This is a genomic window from Methylomonas sp. AM2-LC (genome assembly GCF_039904985.1).
GTDB lineage: Bacteria > Pseudomonadota > Gammaproteobacteria > Methylococcales > Methylomonadaceae > Methylomonas.
The window spans coordinates 2,184,617-2,204,399 of record NZ_CP157005.1; the positions used below are offsets into that span (position 1 = coordinate 2,184,617).

General features: G+C 44.2%; 18 protein-coding genes. 11 read left to right on the top strand and 7 right to left on the bottom strand.

All coding sequences use genetic code 11. The features are described 5' to 3' along the window. Positions 1 to 112: 112 nt before the first annotated feature. Complete coding sequence (locus ABH008_RS09955; protein ID WP_347989703.1) at positions 113 to 367, top strand: hypothetical protein; 255 nt, start codon at positions 113 to 115, stop codon at positions 365 to 367. On the opposite strand, the gene ABH008_RS09960 is transcribed toward ABH008_RS09955, so the two are convergent. From ABH008_RS09960 to ABH008_RS09975, 4 genes are all read right to left on the bottom strand, one after another. Beyond that, positions 343 to 990 (bottom strand): hypothetical protein, encoded by a 648-nt coding sequence (locus ABH008_RS09960; protein ID WP_347989704.1) that lies wholly within the window; start codon positions 988 to 990, stop codon positions 343 to 345. The genes ABH008_RS09955 and ABH008_RS09960 overlap by 25 nt on opposite strands. Positions 991 to 1,041: 51 nt before the next feature. Further along, a complete protein-coding gene (locus tag ABH008_RS09965; protein ID WP_347989705.1) occupies positions 1,042 to 1,593 on the bottom strand; it encodes a hypothetical protein in 552 nt (183 codons plus the stop codon). A gap of 57 nt (positions 1,594 to 1,650) precedes the next feature. Beyond that, the gene (locus ABH008_RS09970) at positions 1,651 to 2,553 is read right to left on the bottom strand and encodes a hypothetical protein (protein ID WP_347989706.1); all 903 of its coding nucleotides are present in this window, start codon (positions 2,551 to 2,553) and stop codon (positions 1,651 to 1,653) included. A gap of 288 nt (positions 2,554 to 2,841) precedes the next feature. After that, positions 2,842 to 3,498 carry a penicillin-insensitive murein endopeptidase gene (locus ABH008_RS09975; RefSeq protein ID WP_347989707.1) on the bottom strand — a complete coding sequence of 219 codons (657 nt, stop codon included), beginning with the start codon at positions 3,496 to 3,498 and terminating at the stop codon, positions 2,842 to 2,844. A gap of 263 nt (positions 3,499 to 3,761) precedes the next feature. Between ABH008_RS09975 and ABH008_RS09980 the strand changes: the two genes are divergently transcribed. From ABH008_RS09980 to ABH008_RS09995, 4 genes are all read left to right on the top strand, one after another. After that, positions 3,762 to 3,986: an AbrB/MazE/SpoVT family DNA-binding domain-containing protein gene (locus tag ABH008_RS09980; RefSeq protein WP_347989708.1), complete on the top strand. Its 225-nt coding sequence runs from the start codon at positions 3,762 to 3,764 to the stop codon at positions 3,984 to 3,986. Next, a complete protein-coding gene (locus ABH008_RS09985; protein ID WP_347989709.1) occupies positions 3,986 to 4,387 on the top strand; it encodes a type II toxin-antitoxin system VapC family toxin in 402 nt (133 codons plus the stop codon). Before ABH008_RS09980 ends, ABH008_RS09985 begins: the two co-directional genes overlap by 1 nt. Positions 4,388 to 4,606: 219 nt before the next feature. After that, positions 4,607 to 6,781 carry a glutamine synthetase III gene (locus ABH008_RS09990; RefSeq protein ID WP_347989710.1) on the top strand — a complete coding sequence of 725 codons (2,175 nt, stop codon included), beginning with the start codon at positions 4,607 to 4,609 and terminating at the stop codon, positions 6,779 to 6,781. Positions 6,782 to 7,197: 416 nt separating this feature from the next. Next, positions 7,198 to 8,316 carry a GGDEF domain-containing protein gene (locus ABH008_RS09995; protein ID WP_347989711.1) on the top strand — a complete coding sequence of 373 codons (1,119 nt, stop codon included), beginning with the start codon at positions 7,198 to 7,200 and terminating at the stop codon, positions 8,314 to 8,316. Between the two features lie 30 nt (positions 8,317 to 8,346). Here ABH008_RS09995 and ABH008_RS10000 read toward each other — a convergent pair whose 3' ends face one another. Next, positions 8,347 to 9,204 (bottom strand): transporter, encoded by an 858-nt coding sequence (locus ABH008_RS10000; protein WP_347989712.1) that lies wholly within the window; start codon positions 9,202 to 9,204, stop codon positions 8,347 to 8,349. Between the two features lie 30 nt (positions 9,205 to 9,234). Further along, positions 9,235 to 11,412 (bottom strand): DNA helicase II, encoded by a 2,178-nt coding sequence (uvrD, locus tag ABH008_RS10005; RefSeq protein WP_347989713.1) that lies wholly within the window; start codon positions 11,410 to 11,412, stop codon positions 9,235 to 9,237. 106 nt (positions 11,413 to 11,518) lie between these two features. On the opposite strand from uvrD, the gene ABH008_RS10010 reads away from it, so the two are divergent. Beyond that, positions 11,519 to 11,791 carry a DUF2892 domain-containing protein gene (locus tag ABH008_RS10010; protein ID WP_347989714.1) on the top strand — a complete coding sequence of 91 codons (273 nt, stop codon included), beginning with the start codon at positions 11,519 to 11,521 and terminating at the stop codon, positions 11,789 to 11,791. Between the two features lie 58 nt (positions 11,792 to 11,849). Here the strand turns inward: ABH008_RS10010 and ABH008_RS10015 are convergent, their stop codons facing one another. After that, positions 11,850 to 12,296, bottom strand: coding sequence for an FxsA family protein (locus ABH008_RS10015; RefSeq protein ID WP_347989715.1), 447 nt, complete (start codon positions 12,294 to 12,296; stop codon positions 11,850 to 11,852). Positions 12,297 to 12,369: 73 nt separating this feature from the next. On the opposite strand from ABH008_RS10015, the gene cutA reads away from it, so the two are divergent. The 5 genes from cutA (at position 12,370) to ABH008_RS10040 (ending at position 19,769) form a co-directional block, all read left to right on the top strand. After that, on the top strand, positions 12,370 to 12,687 hold the full coding sequence (gene cutA / locus ABH008_RS10020) for a divalent-cation tolerance protein CutA (RefSeq protein ID WP_347989716.1): 318 nt from the start codon (positions 12,370 to 12,372) through the stop codon (positions 12,685 to 12,687). Then, on the top strand, positions 12,669 to 14,903 hold the full coding sequence (dsbD, locus tag ABH008_RS10025; protein WP_347989717.1) for a protein-disulfide reductase DsbD: 2,235 nt from the start codon (positions 12,669 to 12,671) through the stop codon (positions 14,901 to 14,903). Before cutA ends, dsbD begins: the two co-directional genes overlap by 19 nt. 200 nt (positions 14,904 to 15,103) lie before the next feature. Then, complete coding sequence (locus tag ABH008_RS10030; RefSeq protein ID WP_347989718.1) at positions 15,104 to 16,327, top strand: hypothetical protein; 1,224 nt, start codon at positions 15,104 to 15,106, stop codon at positions 16,325 to 16,327. After that, positions 16,320 to 18,977: a tetratricopeptide repeat protein gene (locus tag ABH008_RS10035; protein WP_347989719.1), complete on the top strand. Its 2,658-nt coding sequence runs from the start codon at positions 16,320 to 16,322 to the stop codon at positions 18,975 to 18,977. The genes ABH008_RS10030 and ABH008_RS10035 overlap by 8 nt, the downstream gene beginning before the upstream one ends. A 369-nt stretch (positions 18,978 to 19,346) precedes the next feature. Beyond that, on the top strand, positions 19,347 to 19,769 hold the full coding sequence (locus tag ABH008_RS10040; RefSeq protein ID WP_347989720.1) for a DUF1924 domain-containing protein: 423 nt from the start codon (positions 19,347 to 19,349) through the stop codon (positions 19,767 to 19,769). Positions 19,770 to 19,783: the final 14 nt, after the last annotated feature.

Genomic DNA, 19,783 nt, shown 5'->3' on the forward strand with positions numbered 1-19,783 from the left:
GTTTTTGCCAATCAAGCAGCTACAAATTAGAAATCGCCAGGCTGTAACTAAGTGATTCCAAGCGAGTAGCGCGTATGAAATACATACCAATCCTTCGTAACGTACGGCGCACATGCTGACACTGACTTCGGAAAATAACAAGTCCAGAATACGTCCGTTTTCTGGAAGTTTGTCTTGCCAAGATGCGCTTCACGCCGAATCTGGTCTTGATCGTCCAACTATCTCGTCAACGAATCAACGTCCATATTGTTTCCTTGGTGTTGAGTTTCTGGAACTGGTGTCAGTTGCAAATAATCCTGGTTTGCGCTGGATGATTGCAAGTTTGCGTAATCGATTGCAAGTTCAGTTGCAAATAATGTCGGTTTGAGCCGCCGTCAGTTGCAGATAATTCCGGTCGAAAATTGCGCTGATTGCTGGTTTGCGCGTTTTCGATTGCAAGCAGCTACACTTAGGATAAAACTTTTTAACATCGCTTGATTGCCAGTGCGAAATATCGAATGTTACCGGTTTCCGAAATAAAATAATTTCAGGCTTGATATGCGTATCAGTATTGTTGACATGATTATAGTCTTCGGCATCATAATAAGGCCCAGCCCACTTACCGTCTACCGTTTCGAACAAGGGCGAATACATATACTTTGCATGATAATACTTCCCGTTGTGGATCACGATATAAATTAGCGCATGTTCATATTTTGCAAAGGAAGGAAATCCGTGATGATCGAATACATTGAATTCGATAAACTCACTATCATAATCCCCATAAATTTTTTCTAGGACTCGATATTTAGCAGTAAATTGTAGATCAAATTTAGCCTCGCCATGAATAGGAATAACAGGGTCAACGCTTATTTTCTCACCAACAAACACTAAATATTTATCATTTGAAACATCAGCGCCTGCCAAACCAAATCCAAAAAAAAGCACCGTGATGAAAATAGTATGGATAAATTGCTTTAACCGAACTAAAACGCACATTTTCTTTGACAAATATTTCTAGTAAATTTTACGATGTTGTAACTTACTTCGTTATCCTTATTTTCAACCAGCGTCAACATCGCGCGTCCAGATAAAGTAAGCTATAGCACCAAGTACCAAACTTAGAACAAAAAGCGATAAACTATCAAGAAATGGAGGAAGGCCAAGGAAATATAACTTCTTAACGTCTAACTCTAATGTAGAAGCATTGACCCACGAAGCATAGTATTCTTCCCACTCACCTCTCCAATATTCTATGATATAACTATCGATGGGTGGTGATCCAAATTTTTCGATAACTTCGGGAGGGAATTGCTGCTGAAAGTACATGATTTCCATATCATGCAGACTGATATTTTCGGGTTGAGTTTTTGCCCACTCTGAAAATTCGTTTTCATAAGGAAAGCGACCATGTTCGTTTTTGAAACGCTCAACAAAGCCAGATGCGAGAGAAAAAGACTTTGAGATTTCTCGCGCATTTTGAATTGTATCTTCAGCAATGCCGCTAAATGCCCCTAAAATAAAAACAATAGCGAACAGTGCCGAAAATAAAGCTAAGGTAGCAAATGTAACACTAATGCACTTACGAAGAAATACTGTCATAGCATCGGACAAGAAAAAATTCCTCTATTTTTGCCATTACAATTATCCATTTCCAAATTAAGCGGTTAGCTAGTGTTTGCTATAAACGCTTTGAATTTGACTTGTATTAGACATATTCGGATACAGTATGAATCCACCATCAGCTGCGCTAATTTGCTCATCATTAAAATTAGATGGCAAACATGCCGGACATGGGTATGTCGTTCCTGAACTCGGCGATGATACGGGTGCTGACGGTACTGGTGCACTCAAAATGGAATTAATATTATCCATTGCACTATTAACAGCGGCTGCCGCAGCATTTGCTGCTTGATTAGTGGCATTTGAAGCTCCAGAACCGCTTGCAGTTTTTCCTACTTGACCAGTTCCAGTAAAATTAATTTTGTAAGGTGTACCATTTCCGGCGATAACCTTAGCAAAAAATGTGGAAATGTTTCTCGGAGCTGTACTTAAAGACCAATCTTTATAATCAAAGTTATAGGTATCATACCCACCAACAACAGTATTATTAGGGCCTGGATAAAGGGTAACAGTACCGTAAACGAAGGCATCATTGGCAGATGAAAAACTACTTCCATCAAAATTTGGTTGAGCGCGATATAGAGAATTTGCTGGAAGTTGAACGTTACTCAAATCCAGTGTACTAATGTCAATATTCAAGGGCGCACCATTGCCATCTTGCCAATGCTGATTTGCCGCAGATAACGTCAATTGTCCAGGAATCGGTACATTTGGCTGTATCGTCACCCGTGCAACAATAAAAAAATTATCATAAAAAGTAATTCTTGCCGATGGGCCACCAGATACTAATATACCATGCATTGCTTTCCAATAAGTCGTACATCTTTCAGAATGTAACGATAGCTTCATTTTTTCTTCTGGTAATTTTCTAAAAGGTAGAATAAAAATTATTGCAAAAAAAACAGCAAGCGTACAATATAGGCCAATATCAGATAAATAATGTGAATCCATTTTAATTCTTACTGTAGAGTCAATTTATATATCTGAAATATTGCAAATGCAATTTTGATAGAAAAAATTATAAAAAAAGTCGGTAAAAATATTTTATAGAATCTTATTGCCATAGGAAATTGGTTGAAACAGAATACATATAATGCCGAATTTTTGTTTTTAAACTCTCTCCAAAAGATAAACAAACCGTAATTTAAAAAACAAATAGAACCATAAAGAAAGCATTAAGCAAAATAAGATACATTGGCGACATATATTTATACTAAAAAAACATTAGTGTTTACAAATTTAGCTGAGAGGCTGGCATGGCACACTAAAATCAATATGATAATGCTCATCATGCCTAACCCACGGTTTTTTGGTTGAAAAGGCCATCACCTCCCTTAATCCTTTCGCTTCAGGCGACTTAAATAGTTGCACCTGAAGATCGTTATCAAAAATAACACGCCAAATTTTTACGCCATTTTTCTCTGCGGAAGCTTTTAAGGTCCAAAGATGTAAAGCCATTGCATCATAATCAATGTTTAAGCCATGGTATTCACCGCTGCCTACAAATTCAATACCATAGCCCCATTTGTTTAGAATAGAGGTTGGCAGTTGCACAGAAACACCATCACTATCGACAACAGGTACAAAAAAATCCACAGATAAGCCGTTTTGGTGGGTTTTATGCGGTCTAAACTTACCGCCGTCTTTATCACCCGACTCCCCATAAACAAAAACCTTTGCGGGAGCTTGTGTTTCTAACATAGCGTAAGCGTCTACAACAACCTTATAAACTTGGCTATGCACATAATTTCTGCCTAACAAAACCCCCGTTTGGCTGTAGGCAGTATAATTTTTACCACCAGAGGGCAGTTGCCAGCCATGCTCAAGACGCCCACTATCCTGACTGCCAAAGCAAACACTTTCTTCATTGGCATGAGTCGGTACAGAAATGAGCATAAGTGCTAGCAGGCTAGTTCGATACATGCATTGTTGTGGGGGTCAGTAAGGGTCGCGTAAAACTCAGTAATTATGTTGATTTTAATTGTAATTATAACCTGTTAAGGTAAATTAGCTTCATTGTAATGCCCGGTATGATCAAAGCCGCACTTGTAGCAATTCGTTTCGTTATTTACCAAATCTTCCTGCTTAGGCGTTGAGAATTAGATTTCATTTTTAATATATGTAATACTGGTATTATTCTTACTATCAGGAGTTTGCTAATGCTGATTACTTCGAAAGGCCAAATAACCATTCCAAAAGAGTTTAGGGAGGCATTGGGAATGCTACCCCACACCGATGTTGAATTTGAACGTATAGGGGATGAACTGCGGATTCGTAAGGCTAAAGAATCAGTGCGTGGAAAAAAATTGCTTGAAGCTATGAGCGGCAAAAGCACTGTTTCAATGAGTACCGACGAAATTATGCGCTTAACCCGAGGCGAATAATGCCCATACTGGTTGATAGCAATGTACTATTGGATATTTTTACAGCAGATCAACACTGGTATGAATGGTCATCAACTACCCTGGCTGAATTAGCCGAGAAATCTATACTGTACATAAACCCCATAATTTATTCAGAAATTTCCGTTGGTTTTAAACGTATTGAAGACTTAGAAAATGCCTTGCCCTCCGATTACATCCAACGGGCTGATTTACCCTATGAGGCTGCTTTCCTGGCCGGTAAATGCTTTTTGAAGTATCGTAAAGCGGGTGGGACAAAGCATGCGCCGTTGCCCGATTTTTACATCGGCGCACACGCAGCTATAAAAGGTTGGAGTATTCTTACCCGCGACAAAGGCCGATACCAATCCTATTTTCCATCGCTACAGGTGATAGCACCCTGAAACAGCAATTATTAATCTGCACCAAGATGTAGCTAAAAAAGTTTACAGCACCATTTCGGTGCGTTTACTTGCGGTATGTGATGAAGTTAACATTTTTATTACCCCTCATTCCTTAGTCATTTAGAGCATATTCTCAGTTAAATGCAAAATCGGTTCGAAAATTGCTAGCAATTGACTACTGAAATTGTAAACCCCCTGTTTAAAGCGAAAGGAAAAAATATGAGTGGAAATACTGCCCGCGTTCAAGCCGTTCAAACCATCACTAACAGACAACCCATGCCAGCCAAAATGCCAGAATCGCTAAGCGATTTATGGGCTACTGATGTTTTTACGCTCAGTAAAATGAAAGAAAGTTTGCCTAAAGAGGTATTTAAATCCGTTAAGAAAACCATTGAAGTGGGTGCCGAATTAGATGTGTCCATTGCCGATGTGGTGGCCATTGCCATGAAAGACTGGGCGCTCTCCAAAGGCGCACTTTATTACGCCCACGTCTTTTATCCCTTAACCAATGCCACAGCAGAAAAACACGACGGCTTTATTTCTGTACAAAGTGACGGCTCCGTCATTTCTGAATTTAGCGGTAAAGTATTGGTGCAAGGCGAGCCGGATGGTTCCTCATTCCCTAATGGTGGTATACGCTCCACGTTTGAGGCGCGCGGATATACGGCATGGGATGTCACCAGCCCTGCCTATATAATGACGACAGATAACGGTGCAACACTCTGTATTCCAACGGTGTTTATTTCCTGGACCGGTGAAGCACTGGATAAAAAAACGCCTTTACTGCGTGCTAACGCCGCCATGAACAAAGCCGCCACCCGGGTTTTATCGCTGTTGGGGCATAAAGACATTGCTACGGTTAATTCCAGCTGTGGCGCTGAACAAGAATACTTTCTAGTCGATGCCAATTTTGTCAGTAGCAGACCCGATTTGTTATTAGCGGGTAGAACCCTGTTTGGTGCTTCAGCGGCTAAAGGTCAGCAGTTTGATGATCATTACTTCGGAGCAATTCCTGAACGCGTTCAAGTTTATATGCAGGATGTGGAAGAACAGTTGTACCGCTTAGGTATTCCCGCTAAAACCCGACATAACGAAGTAGCTCCCGGTCAGTTTGAAATTGCACCGTTTTTCGAATCGGCCAATGTCGCGACCGACCATCAGCAGTTATTGATGACCGTCTTGAAAAATACCGCCAAAAAACACGGGCTGGTTTGTCTTCTGCACGAAAAACCGTTTAAAGGCATTAACGGCTCAGGTAAACATGTTAACTGGTCAGTGGGTAACGCTACACAAGGCAATTTACTCGATCCTGGCCATACCCCGCACGAAAACACGCAATTTCTATTGTTTTGTGGAGCGGTTATTCGCGGAGTGCACAAATATGGCCCGCTGTTACGTGCCGCAATTGCCACCGCCAGTAACGATCACCGTTTGGGTGCTAATGAAGCACCTCCTGCCATCATGTCTGTGTATTTAGGTTCGCAACTGGATAATGTTTTCGAACAAATCAGTAATGGCAAAATTACCGGTTCTTTAAACGCCGGAGTGATGAATTTGGGCATCAATACACTGCCAGTGTTTAATAAAGATGCAGGTGACAGAAATAGAACCTCACCTTTTGCATTTACTGGTAATCGTTTTGAATTTCGTGCAGTAGGTTCTGGGCAATCGGTGGCAGGCCCACTGGTTAGCATGAATACCATGCTGGCAGAATCACTGGATTGGGTGGCCGATAGCCTGGAAAGCCAGCTGTCTGCAGGTGTTGATTTGGATACCGCCATTCTGAAAACCCTAAAAGACATTATCGATCAGCATGGAGCGGTAGTGTTTGGCGGGAATGGTTACTCTGCCGAGTGGCATAAAATGGCGGTAGAAGAGCGTGGGTTAGCCAATTTAAGAACAGCAGCCGATGCTTTACCCGTATTAAAAGAAGCCTATATCGTGGAATTGTTCAGCAAATTTGGCGTATTATCGCCCGTCGAGCTGGCCAGTCGTTTTGAAATTTACGCAGAACAATATATTCTGGCTATTGATGTGGAAGCCAAATTGGTTATCAGTATGGCCAAAACCGGCATATATCCGGCAGTAGTGAAATACCTGTCCGAATTGTCCGCAACAGCAGCCAGCCTTAAAAGTTTTGGTGTAGACTTGGATAATGCCAGCATGCTTAAGATAGCAGAAAGTTTGGCTAACATGACTGACACCGTCAGCAAACTCAGTACAGCGTTACACAAACATGATTTTGCCACGGTTGAAGAACATATGCAGTTTTGCGCAAAAACCATTCGCCCATTAATGGACGAAGTGCGTCAATATGCCGATTTACTGGAAAGCGAAGTTGCCGATAATTTGTGGCCATTTCCAACTTATCAGGAAATGTTGTTTATTAAGTAAACTGAGACAATTAACGCGGTAAGTCGCAATTACCAACCTGCCAGCCGCAAAGGACGCATTAGCTTCAGCCTAATGCCGCATTGTGGAAAGCAACAGTGTCGCAATACGGCTTCGCCTATTACGACCTATTCTGGCTTATCGCGTTAAGATTGAAAAGCCAACCCGTATGTCGTTACACGGCATACGGGTTACGTTTATGGGTCTATTAAAGGTTGCATTAGTTTTCCTGTGTACTCATCCTCTTCAGCAATGTCAATGCTTGGTGATCAAAGCTGTTATTCTGGCATCGCATTAGCTCAAAACCTTATAAATTTAGAGTTAGCAATTAACTTATTTCGTTATGCATGCTTTTCCCCTTTACAATGGCAATAATCTGATTCACTTTCGCACTATTTTTCAATCGTATTCCTAACTGCATGACTTCTGAATTTAAACTATCTCCCTTTACCCTTAGATTCTATGCTGACGATGTCGAAACCCGATATCGAGACTACGACTTCCAGCGTCTGCGTCAACAAGGGCGTGTCGCTATTTTGGTGGGTATGACGGTTTATCTGCTATACGGCATACTCGATATCTGGTTTGTACCGGCAGCAGTAAAAACCACCGTTTGGCTGTTCAGGTTAAGTGCCTTATTGGTACCCGCCATTGTTTTTGCCCTCAGTTTTCATGCACTGTTTCAGCGTCATGTTTATGAGTTGCTTGCTCTAGTGGGTCTGGCAGCAGGTAGTGGTTTACTTGCCATGTTGTACCAGTTACCTGTCGATACGGCTGTTTACTATTACGTCGGTTTGGTATTAACCACTTTTTATACCTATAACTTTATTGGTACCCGTTTTATTTACGCTGTTTGTGTCGATATTGGTTTCTTGCTTACTTACAATTTACTGTTTGGCTGGTGGCGAGAATTTCCTATGCCCATTATGATCAATCACGATTTTTTTATTCTTTCCGCCAATCTTATCGGTGGTGTGTCGGGTTATCTGGTAGAGCAACATAGGCGCGAACTGTTTGTGCATAAACAAGTGTTGGAACAAGAACGCCATTTTCATCAGCAACTAGCCTTACATGATCCACTCACACGACTTCCCAATCGGGTATTATTGTTTGATCGCCTGGAGTGTGTCATAGCCAATGCATTTCGCGGTCAACAATTAGCGGCAGGCATCTACATTGATCTGGATGATTTTAAATCCATTAACGATATACAGGGTCATGCTTGCGGTGATTGGGTACTACAGGAAGTGGCGCATCGTTTATCGACCTTATTACGTGATACCGATACCGTGTGCCGCTTAGGTGGTGACGAGTATTTTGTTCTGGTGCCAGAGATCGATAGCCACGCTGATGTAGAGGCATTAGAAGCTAAAATAGCCGCGGCTATCCAAGCGCCCATGCAGCCGCCGGGTATAAGTCAAAGCTTGTCGGTACACGGCTCGCTTGGTAGCTGCATTTTTCCGTTTTCGGGCTGTTCGGCCAGCGAAATTGTGGGTCGTGCCGATAAAGCCATGTATCAGCAAAAGCAGCAGAGATAAAACCCAGTTTACCCCGGCTACAGTAAAATATCAAAAAGGGCTGTCTACCCGCCACAGAATATAATCCTGCGGTATATGCCCCTGCACATTAAATTCGTGCAGCCATTTTAACGACATATTAATATTCCGCTTGCCAAGCGGAGGGGTATACATGACAGCGGGGCCAATGGTATCGGCGCGGTTAAATACATTCGCCAAACTTTGTGCAGGTGCCTGGTCGGCCGTCACTTGTCGATAATAAGAACCGGTGATGCCCAGCGCAAAGTCAGATTGAAAATAATGCCCCAGCAGATAATCAATATGCAATTCGTCGCCATTTTTATAATGGGTGGCCGTATTTTGGGTGTTTTGCATATAACCCACATCCACGGATAGCTCATTGTCGCTGGGCAGCATAAAGGTGACTGCCAGATTATGATCAAATGTCCAGATATTGCAGCCAGTACTCAGTTGATCTTTATTATAATAGCCTAAAGGTGCCACAATGCCTTCGAACCCTTGTAGCTTAATAGTGTCCCAATCTCGGCTTAGCAAAACCGGCATTAGGTAAGGATCGCCCAAGCCCAGACGGGATTGACTATTCCCTCCATCCTTGGCTTTGCTTATCTGCACGGTCGGCCATAAACCGCTGGCAAGTGTCGCGCCCAATAGGGTTTTATCACTTACATAAATGATGCCCGGCATTTCCAGTAAATTTCCTGTGCTGGCTTGGTTATCCTGATAAGCTGAAAATAAGTTGTTTAAATAAAAACCGCTTCGTTTAGGTAGGCTAGCCATTTGAAAATCGCCATAAAAACCAGGCAGATAATTACCTGCGCCATCCTCAATAGCCACGGCACAAGGACTGATTAGCTCAAATATAAAGAAAATAAAAATCAGTGGCTTCATCAGTAGGGGGGTAGACCACGTTTAATGTTGTTAAATCTTCTCCAGTTTGGCATAAGCCAGCATCAACCATTTAATACCCACTTGCCTAAAATTAATTTGTACGCGTTCCTGTTCGCCTTCACCTTCGGTTTGTAACACCACACCCTCGCCAAATTTTTCATGCCTGATGGCCTGGCCCATGCGAAACGTATCCTGCGCCGTGGTATGGCTAGAGCTATTAGAACTGGTTGGCGCATAGGGGCGGCTAACATTGGCGCGCATTCTGATTTCCTGAATCAGCTGCGTGGGTATTTCTTTTAAAAAGCGCGACGCTTCCGGATAATGATCTTTGCCGTATAAGCGCCTAGATTCGGCATGGGTTAAATACAATTGCAACATGGCACGGGTAATGCCAACATAGCATAAACGCCGTTCTTCCTGCAGACGGCTCATGTCGTCAACCGATTGCAGCGAGGGAAACAGACCGTCTTCCATGCCGACCATAAATACCAGTTTAAATTCCAGTCCTTTTGCCGAGTGCAGTGTCATTAATTGCACACAATCTTCACTGGCATCCGCCTGAGTACCACCCGCTTCCAGAGCAGCATGGGTTAAAAACATGTCCAATTCACTCAGAGGTACTTCAGATTCAAGCGCGCTGCTGTCATAATCAAACAGTTTAGCGGCATTCACCAATTCCTCCAGGTTTTCCACCCTGGCTTCACCTTTGTCCTGTTTTTCTTTTTTATACAATTCAATCAGGCCACTGGTTTCTACCACATGTTTAACTGTTTCATCCAGGGTTTTGCCCTGGGTATCCGTAGCCAGTTGCATAATCAACTGCATAAAGCCCTGTAAGGCCTGCGCGGCGCGGGTAGATAACTGTTTTTGTGCCAGCATATGCTGCGCTGCCTGCCATAAAGACAATTGCAAATCACGCGCCAGCATACGCATGTCATCCAAGGTTTTCAAACCAATACCGCGTGTAGGGGTATTAACGATACGTTCGAAAGAGGCATCATCATGCGGATTGGTAGATAAACGCAGATAGGCGAGGGCATTTTTAATTTCCATGCGCTCAAAAAAGCGCAAACCACCGTATACCCGATACGGTACACCCGTGGTCATCAAACGTTCTTCAAATTGTCGCGATTGGGCGTTAGAACGGTATAATATGGCGATATCACTGCGCAAGCCGCCGTCTTTAATCCACAGCCGGATTTTTTCGACCACGAAATACGCTTCATCCTGTTCATTAAAAGCAGTATACAGCGACAGGCGCTCACCTTCGCCAGCGTCTGACCATAATTCCTTACCCATACGATTGTCATTATTAGCAATCACTGCATTGGCTGCTTGCAGAATATTGGTGGTAGAACGGTAGTTTTGTTCCAGTTTTATGACCTGATGCTCAGGGTAATGTTTTTGAAAACTAAAAATGTTTTCAATTTTTGCCCCCCGCCAGCCATAAATGGATTGGTCATCATCACCCACCACAAACAGATTGTTGTTGCCTTCTGTCAGTAAGCGTAACCAAGCGTATTGTATGGTATTGGTGTCCTGAAACTCGTCAACCAGTACTTGCTGAAAGCGTTTCCGATAAAACTGTAACAAGTCTTCGTTGTCACGTAACAGTTCATGGGCTCTTAGCAACAACTCCGCAAAATCCACCAGGCCCGAACGTTCACATAAGTCTTCATAGGCTTTGTAAATGAGTAGCATCTGTTTATAAAAGAAGTCGCCATTATTGGCCATATGCCGGGCGCGTATGCCTTCTTCTTTTTGCGCATTAATAAACCATAAAACCTGCTTGGGCGGCCATTTAGTATCATCAATTTGCAGATTCTTTAACAAACGCTTGATAAGGCGCAACTGATCATCGCTATCCATCACCTGAAAATTATCCGGTAATTTAGCTTGTTTACTGTGTTGCCTGAGTAAACGATGCGCCAAGCCATGAAAAGTGCCTATCCACATGCTGCGTGTGGAGATGGCCAATAAATCTTCCACCCGAATACGCATTTCCTGAGCGGCTTTGTTGGTAAAAGTCACTGCCAAAATATTTTGCGGAGGAATTTGATTGACTTTTATATGCCAGGCAATACGATGCACCAATACACGCGTCTTACCACTGCCTGCACCTGCCAACACAAGCATAGCCTGAGCTGGAGCGGAAACAGCAAGGCGTTGAGCATCATTCAAAGTGTTAATTATTCGGGTAGCATCCATTTTTATTTGCAGTTTTTAGTGAGCTATGTGTATATTTGCTTATCTATTTAATGGAAAGCAATGCGTCAGGATAATAAAAACACAACTAGAGAAGAGAGGATTGGACATGAATTTTGATTATAAACGTTTGGTAAAATTTGAACACAATATTGGCGTAAAAGATAAAAAAGTCCGCATGTATGCTGGTCTGGCGCTATTGTTTGTGTCTTTGTTCCTGGGTAGCGTATTAATGTTACTGGTTGGCGGTGTATTGGTGGCAACCAGCTACTTTGGCTGGTGTCCTGCTTATTCAGGTTTCGGTCATAATACCCTGTGTGGCGCAGATGCCCAAGCAACATCTGTACCGGAAAGCAGCGAAGAAGCGGATAACAGCCATTAATTGCTGAGTTGTACGTTCTGAATCCGTAACTTGGGGGTTGCGGATTCAGTTTAAGTATTTATTCCTGATCTTTCTTGAACTCACCTTCAATCACATTGCTCTCCATAGTGGAACGACTGCGGAACATATTGCCGGTATCAGCAGTCAGTAAGTGGTTCTCGATGACGTATTGGGCAATTTTGCGGCGCAGGGAAGGGATCAGACAGGCAAAGCCTAACAAGTCGGTAAAAAAGCCCGGTGTTAATAACAACGCGGCACCCACTAATAAAATAGGTCCTTCTATCATCTCGTAAGCGGGAATGACACCTTGCTTAAGATTTTCCTGAAAGCGCTGCCAGGTAGCGAAGCCTTGTCTGCGTAATAGCCACGCGCCCAATACTGCCGTGAACACAACCAGAAAGATGGTGGGGAAAGCACCAATCAAACTACCCACTTCCAGTAGCACATAAATTTCTATAAACGGTATGACTAAAAAAAACACAATCAAAATTTGGATAGGCTTCACGGTCAGTCTCAAAAGTCTTTAAAATTGACATAATACTAAAGCATTTACTCGCAATTTACCGGATAATATTGTTATGCATCAGTTGTTATTATGTACTTGTCCTGATCAAAACACAGCGGATAACATAGCCACACAGCTGTTGAACGAACAGTTAGCCGCTTGTGTCAATATATTGCCCGGCATCCGTTCTGTTTACCGCTGGCAAGGACAGATAGAAAACGCGCAGGAACATTTGTTGTTAATTAAAACCCATGACAGGCATTATGCTGCCATTGAAGCAGCCATAAAAAAACTACACCCCTACCAAATACCCGAGATTATTGCTATCGCTATTGAGCGCGGTTCCAAGGACTATATAAAATGGATAGATACATGTTTACAACGCGACTGATTATTCTACTTTTGTTGTTAAGTGTTGCCCGCATAAGCCACGCTATCGAAGGCCAGGATATTTTGCCACCGGAACAGGTGTTTAAACTGACTGCCGACATGTTTTCGGCCGATAAGGTAGAGCTGGAAATGAGCATAGTCTCCGGTTATCACCTGTATAGAGATAAATTTAAATTTCAATCGCAAACAGCTGGCATTGAACTGGGCGAGGCTGAAATGCCAGCCGGACAAATTGAACAGGATGCCGTATTTGGCGAACAAGTGGTGTATCGCGATTTTATAAAAATCAGTCTGCCCATAAAAAATTTACAGAACGAAAAAACTCTCAAACTACAGGTTAAATATCAGGGCTGTGCCGATATTGGGGTTTGTTACCCGCCACAGAAAAATCTGTTGGAATTAAGCATACCCCAGCCTGTCAAGGTGGCTGATACGCCCGCCTTAGTGCAACTAGGGCAGGGCGTTAAAGCCTTAATTCCGGGTTTATTTAACCAGGAACTGCTGGAACCCGAACAAGCTTTTCAATTTTTTGCCGAAGTGAAAGACGGAGGTACATTGCATGTTAGCTGGGTGGCAGCGGAAGGCTATTATCTATATAAAGACAAACTGAAAATCAGTGTGGATGCTGTCAGTTCCGTTAAATTGGGTAGCTATACCTTGCCGGTGGGCGAAACGCATAACGATCCTGAGTTTGGGCTGGTGGAGATTTATCATCAGGCAGTGAGTGCTGATATACCCTTATTGCGCTCCGAGCGTGCCGCGCAAAATCTTACCCTAACTGCCAAATTTCAAGGATGCGCCGATCGCGGCGTATGTTATGCCCCCATGCAGACCCAAGTAAACTTGCAACTACCTGCGCTGTCAGGTGCTTTGGCAGCAGAAGCCTCGTCAGTTCCCGTAACAGCACCGCTCTCTGAGCAGGATCAAATTGTTAACACTTTGCAAAATGATAGCTTGGGCGTTACGCTGCTAAGCTTTTTTGGCTTTGGATTATTGTTGGCCTTTACCCCCTGTATTTTTCCCATGATCCCCATTTTATCCGGCATTATTGTCGGTCAGGGAGACGGAATTACCACCCGTAAAGCCTTTTTATTATCCTTAAGTTATGTACTGGCTTCTGCTGTTATGTACACCCTGTTTGGCGTTCTGGCCGCATTGTTTGGCAGTAATCTACAAGCGGCATTTCAAGATCCATGGGTGATTGCGGCTTTTAGCGCCTTGTTTGTGCTGTTATCCTTATCCATGTTCGGTTTTTATAATCTGGAATTACCACAAGCGCTGCAAGCGCGGGTATTAAACTCCAGCGATAAGCATCGTGATGGTTCCTATCTGGGGGCGGCAATTATGGGGGCCTTATCATCATTGATAGTAGGTCCTTGCGTGGCAGCGCCTTTGGCAGCCGCCCTTATTTTTATCGGCCAGAGTGGCGATGTGTTATTGGGCGGATCAGCCCTGTTTGTGATGGCACTGGGGATGGGCTTACCCTTATTATTAATCGGCACTTCTGCTGGCAAATTTTTACCAAAATCGGGTGCCTGGCTGAATACCACCAAAGCCGTATTTGGCGTCATTATGCTGGCTGTGGCGATATGGATGCTGTCGCGCATCCTGCCGGAGGCCATCACGCAGTTGCTGGTGGCGTTGTTGTTGATTATGTCGGCCATGTTTTTAAATGCACTTGCACCGCAGCCAGTGCCTGCTACGCCGCTGCAAAAATTCACTAAAGGCCTGGGTTTTATAGTGTTGCTGGCCGGTAGCCTGGAAATCATTGGTTTAAGTGCCGGAAGCTACTCTATCTTGCAACCTTTGCAAGGTTTTACGGCTAATCAAAACAGCGGCACGCCCGTTAAATCAGGACTGGTGTTCGAAGCCGTACATAGTACGACAGAACTGGATGCCAGGCTAAAACAGGCGGCAGCCGAACATAAACCGGTTATGCTGGATTTTTACGCGGATTGGTGTGTGTCCTGCAAGGAAATGGAAGCCTATACGTTTAAAAATGCCGAAGTGCAAAAAAACCTAGCGCAGTCTGTACTTTTACGTGCCGACGTTACCGAAAACAATCAAAACGATAAAGCCTTATTAAAACGCTTTGGTTTAATTGGTCCACCGGGCATTATCTTTTTTGCAGCAGATGGGCAGGAAAAAACCAGTAGTCGGGTAGTGGGTTATCAGGATGCCGCGCAGTTTTTGCAGACTTTGCAAAAATTGCATTAATCAATTACGCACGATTGTTGGGTTGGCTCAATAGCGCTAACCCAACAATCGAAACTATCAGCTTATGCCACAGTTAGCTGTTGGCTTAAGGGTTGTAGCAACCCAATCCGCTTAGAATGTTTTTTGTTGTACAACAATTTTGTTATGTATATAATTAATTAACAACATGGTTATACAACAAAATTGTCTAGGAATATTTTATGTCCGATTTTTATACAGGATCGCCACTGGAGCCAGAGGATCTGTGGTTTCGGGATGATTTCATAGATCTGTTATGGGAAACTTTACGAACCGAACACGTTTTGTTGACGGCACCACGTCGAACCGGCAAAACCAGCGTTATGGATCATTTGGCTGCATATCCACAGGCAGGGTATTCTGCAATTTCAATATTTGTGCAAGATATTGATCATCCCGCCGAATTTCTATTGACACTTTTGGATGCTTTCGAAGCAAAGCACCCGCAGTTGTTTCGCAACATATTTCAAACCGGTTCTGAATGTATTGGAAAGCTACTTGGTCAAGTGGAAAAAGTCGAGATTGCCGGATTCAAAGTGGCACTGCGTCAGCAAAATCCCAATTTGCACGATGAATGGAAGGCCTTGGGGGATGATGATTTCTTCACCGTGGTTAGGCAATCGAAAACACCGTTGCTATTCATAGTAGACGAATTTCCGGATATGATCCTGAACATGAAGCGTAACCATCCGGATTTGGTGCGTCCGTTTTTAGCCTGGTTTCGTGGTCATTGCCTGAATCCGCGTCCAAAGCATGATTCTGTGCGTTGGCTGCTGGGTGGCTCAGTCAATCTTTCCAGCACCCTGGATGCAATGGATTCCCTCGACTTGATCAACGCTTTGCACGAAGAACGTCTCCCTGTCTTAACCTCGTCTCAGGTCGAGGAGTTTGTGTTGCGCATGTTAGCAGAGCGTGATGTGGACATGGATGAGGGTATACCCAGGGAAGTGGCACAACGAATTGGTCGTCCAGTGCCATTATTTTTGCAAATGATCACCCAGGATCTTTATCGCACCAGTAAACGAGAATCTCGGCCACTGGTTTTGAACGATGTCAAAATCGCATTTGGCGATTTGATCGTTAGCAGCGCAGCACGCGACAAACTGCAACATTACTACTCGCGCATCCATCAATATTACGACGAACCCAAACGCACAGCCGCCTATGCGCTATTGGCCAAACTAAGCCTAAGCCCAGTTGATCTGGAGCGTTCGACATTGCTACAAGAGTTTGAACGTATTATTCAATCGCTAGGTATTTCGCCAGCCGATCATGAGCGAAAACGTCTGTTCAATCAGTTGCTGCGCGATCTCGAAAACGATTTTTACGTGGTAGAGGCATCGCCAGACCAATACGACTTTGCCAGCGGTTTACTCAAAGATTGGTGGAGAAAATACTATGCGTGATTCGCGTCCCAGTTCGCAATTAGGTCTGTATCGCGCCGGTATCACAGGTCCAGAGCATAGACGCAGTATCACTGTGGGTCGGGAGTCGCTATTCCAGGATGTTATCGAGATTTTGCGCAAAACGATTAACAAGAAACCCAAACATCACTTTCTGTTTATCGGGCCGCGTGGTATTGGTAAAACGCATTTATTATCACTCATCGAAGATGAAATTGGCCGCGATGTGGCGTTGACAAGTGCTTACCACGTGGTGCGCTTTGCAGAAGAATCGCATCGCGTTCTTTCGTTCTGCGATTTTTTGTTGGGCGTGTGTGAAATTCTGAGTGACACTTTGCCGGATGAACCGCAATGGCGGCAATTGCAGCAACAATTAGCAAGTGAGGAACGCGATGAAATTATCGTCGATACGCTGATTCAGGCCATTCGCAAGCGCCGTCGCCAAACCCAGCAAGCGCTCATCATTATGCTGGAGAACTTGCACCAGGTTTTCGAACAGCAAATCAAAGATACCCGTTCCATTGCGGCGCTACGCGGTTTTTTCATGGAAGACAACGGCTGCTTGCTGGTGGCAACGGCTCCGCTGCATTTCGGTGGAATTACCGATCATAAACAACCCTTCTACGACTTTTTTGATGTGCAGATTCTTGATCAACTGTCCGAAACACAAACCATAGCCTTGATACACAAAAATCTGGAGTGGGAACAACGTAACGATTTACTGGCAGACTTTAGCCAACTGCGGCCAAAATTGTTGGCGCTGTATCGGATGACGGGTGGCAGTCCGCGCCTGACCTTAATGTTGTACGAGTTAATTGCCCATGAGGCAGTTTCGGAGGTGAAGCGGCAGTTTGAACTGTTGTTGGATAGAATCACCCCTTTCTATCAGGATAGAATGCGCGACCTCGGCCCACAAGAACGGGCGGTACTGGAAACCCTGGCAATCATGCGTGACCAGCCTAAAACACCCACGGCAATCGCCGCTAAAATGCGCATGAAACAGGCGCAAGTCTCAACGTTACTGAAACGTTTGTCTACATCGCAATATATCCGCTCAATCGAAAACGTAGACGATAAACGTTCGCGCTTCTACACCATACGTGAAGGTTTTTTTGATATCTGGCTGGCGATGAACGTCAGTCGTGGCGCACGGCAACGGCTGCCATTTTTGGTGGAGTTTTTTGCGCAGTTTTATCCATCCATAGAGGAGAGAAATCGCAAGCGCGAAGAATACCGCCAGCGCCTGCACAATGGCGAGTTTGATGCGCCACATAACGCAATTTCCTCAGCAGATTTACATGCTGGACTCGACTACTTGTCCGAAGTGGGAACGGCTGAAGAACGAGCGAGCGAGAAGCTGCGCTTGGCCAACATGCATGTAAAAGAGGGAAACCCCGAATACGCCAAAGTCTATCTTCGTGAGGTGCGCAGCATTCCCTTAGACAATATGGGTACCTGGATCGTCAATCGTGCGGAGTTTGAACCACAACTGGATTACTTAACGGAAATTGATGAGTTAATTACTTGTTGGGATAGTTTGCGGGCAGGGGAACTTGAGTCGTTCGTCGACAAAGTGAAAATGTTGGGGGAGGGGTTGACGTTCAATTCCTGGTCGGAAACTAAAATCGCGTTTCTGCGTGAGTATTTGACTTTGCTACCGCAGGCCAAGTACCGCGTGGAGTTACGCTTACGGCTTGGCAAAATTTTGATGACCTTGGCGCGTTGGGGGGAAACTGAAACTGAACTGAAAGCCGCATTAGAGGAAGCAACGCCGCTTGGCGATGATGGTTTACTATCATGGACGCTAAATGATCTTGCGCAATTATTTAAGGCTACCAACCGCCTAGCCGAGGCCGAACCACTGATGCGCAGGGCTTTGGCAATTGATGAGGCCAGCTTTGGGGTAGATCATCCCAATGTGGCCAGAGATCTCAACAACCTCGCTCGATTACTTCAGGACACCAACCGCCTAGCCGAGGCCGAACCACTGATGAGCAGGGCTTTGGCAATTGATGAGGCCAGCTTTGGGGTAGATCATCCCAATGTGGCCAGAGATCTCAACAACCTCGCTCGATTACTTCAGGACACCAACCGCCTAGCCGAGGCCGAACCACTGATGCGCAGGGCTTTGGCAATTGATGAGGCCAGCTTTGGGGTAGATCATCCCAATGTCGCAATACGCTTCAACAACCTTGCTCAATTGCTTAAGTACACCAACCGCCTAGCCGAGGCCGAACCACTGATGCGCAGGGCTTTGGCAATTGATGAGGCCAGCTTTGGGATAGATCATCCCAATGTGGCCAGAGATCTCAACAACCTCGCTCAATTGCTTAAGTACACCAACCGCCTAGCCGAGGCCGAACCACTGATGCGCAGGGCTTTGGCAATTGATGAGGCCAGCTTTGGGATAGATCATCCCAATGTGGCCAGAGATCTCAACAACCTCGCTCGATTACTTCAGGACACCAACCGCCTAGCCGAGGCCGAACCCCTAATGAGACAGGCGTTGGCAATTTTAGAAAACAGCTTAGTACCAGGACATCCCAATATTTTGACAGTGAATGCCAATTTAGTGAGTTTGCTGGAAGACTTAGGGATGCCTGATCAGGCAGAAATAATCACGAAGCGATTAAACTTAAGTAAGGTTAAGTAATAATTATATATAAATCAATATCCTATGCAGCATCTGTTGCTAATCGTGGCTACGCGAGGTAATTTAGATATTTTGTAACTGTTCACCGTAAAAGTAAGCCTAGATAGGATGTGCCGACGTCAGGAGGCGCATCAATCGCCACAGATGCGCTTCACGTTGTTCAGCGCATCCTATAGTCCATTGATTCTAATTGAAAAAAATAAGCTGAATAGTTACCAAAACATTTACTTAAACTTTTTTCGCTAAAATCAATCAAAACTGAACTTTTGATTCGTTTGCCTATTTTTGGTGTAAATTACTCAAGCAACAGACAGGCGGTAAAAAATTATCGGTATGCCTTATTAAACTCACCATTTATCAATAGCCCTTATGCGTTTACAGACTAACCAAATCAGCCTGCTAATCCTAATGATTGCGGCTCTAAGCAGTTACCCGCTTAAAGCCGAACAAGCCCAGGATTTTTTAAGCCAGTTTTCAGCACAAGCCAAAACCGATACTGCCAGTTTTACGGGTTTTGATGCCGGGCGTGGCGAACAGTTTTTTAAAGCGCGCCACGGTGGCGATTGGAGTTGTTCCAGTTGTCATACCGATAATCCCTTAATGCCCGGCAAACATATTGTTACCGAAAAAGAGATACAACCCATGGCCCCAGCAGCCAATGCCGAACGCTTTACCAGTGGCGCTAAAGTGGATAAATGGTTTAAGCGTAATTGTAAAGATGTGCTGAGTCGCGAATGCACGGCTCAAGAAAAAGGCGATGTGCTTAGCTATTTATTATCACTTGGGCATTAATAGGTAAAACCGTT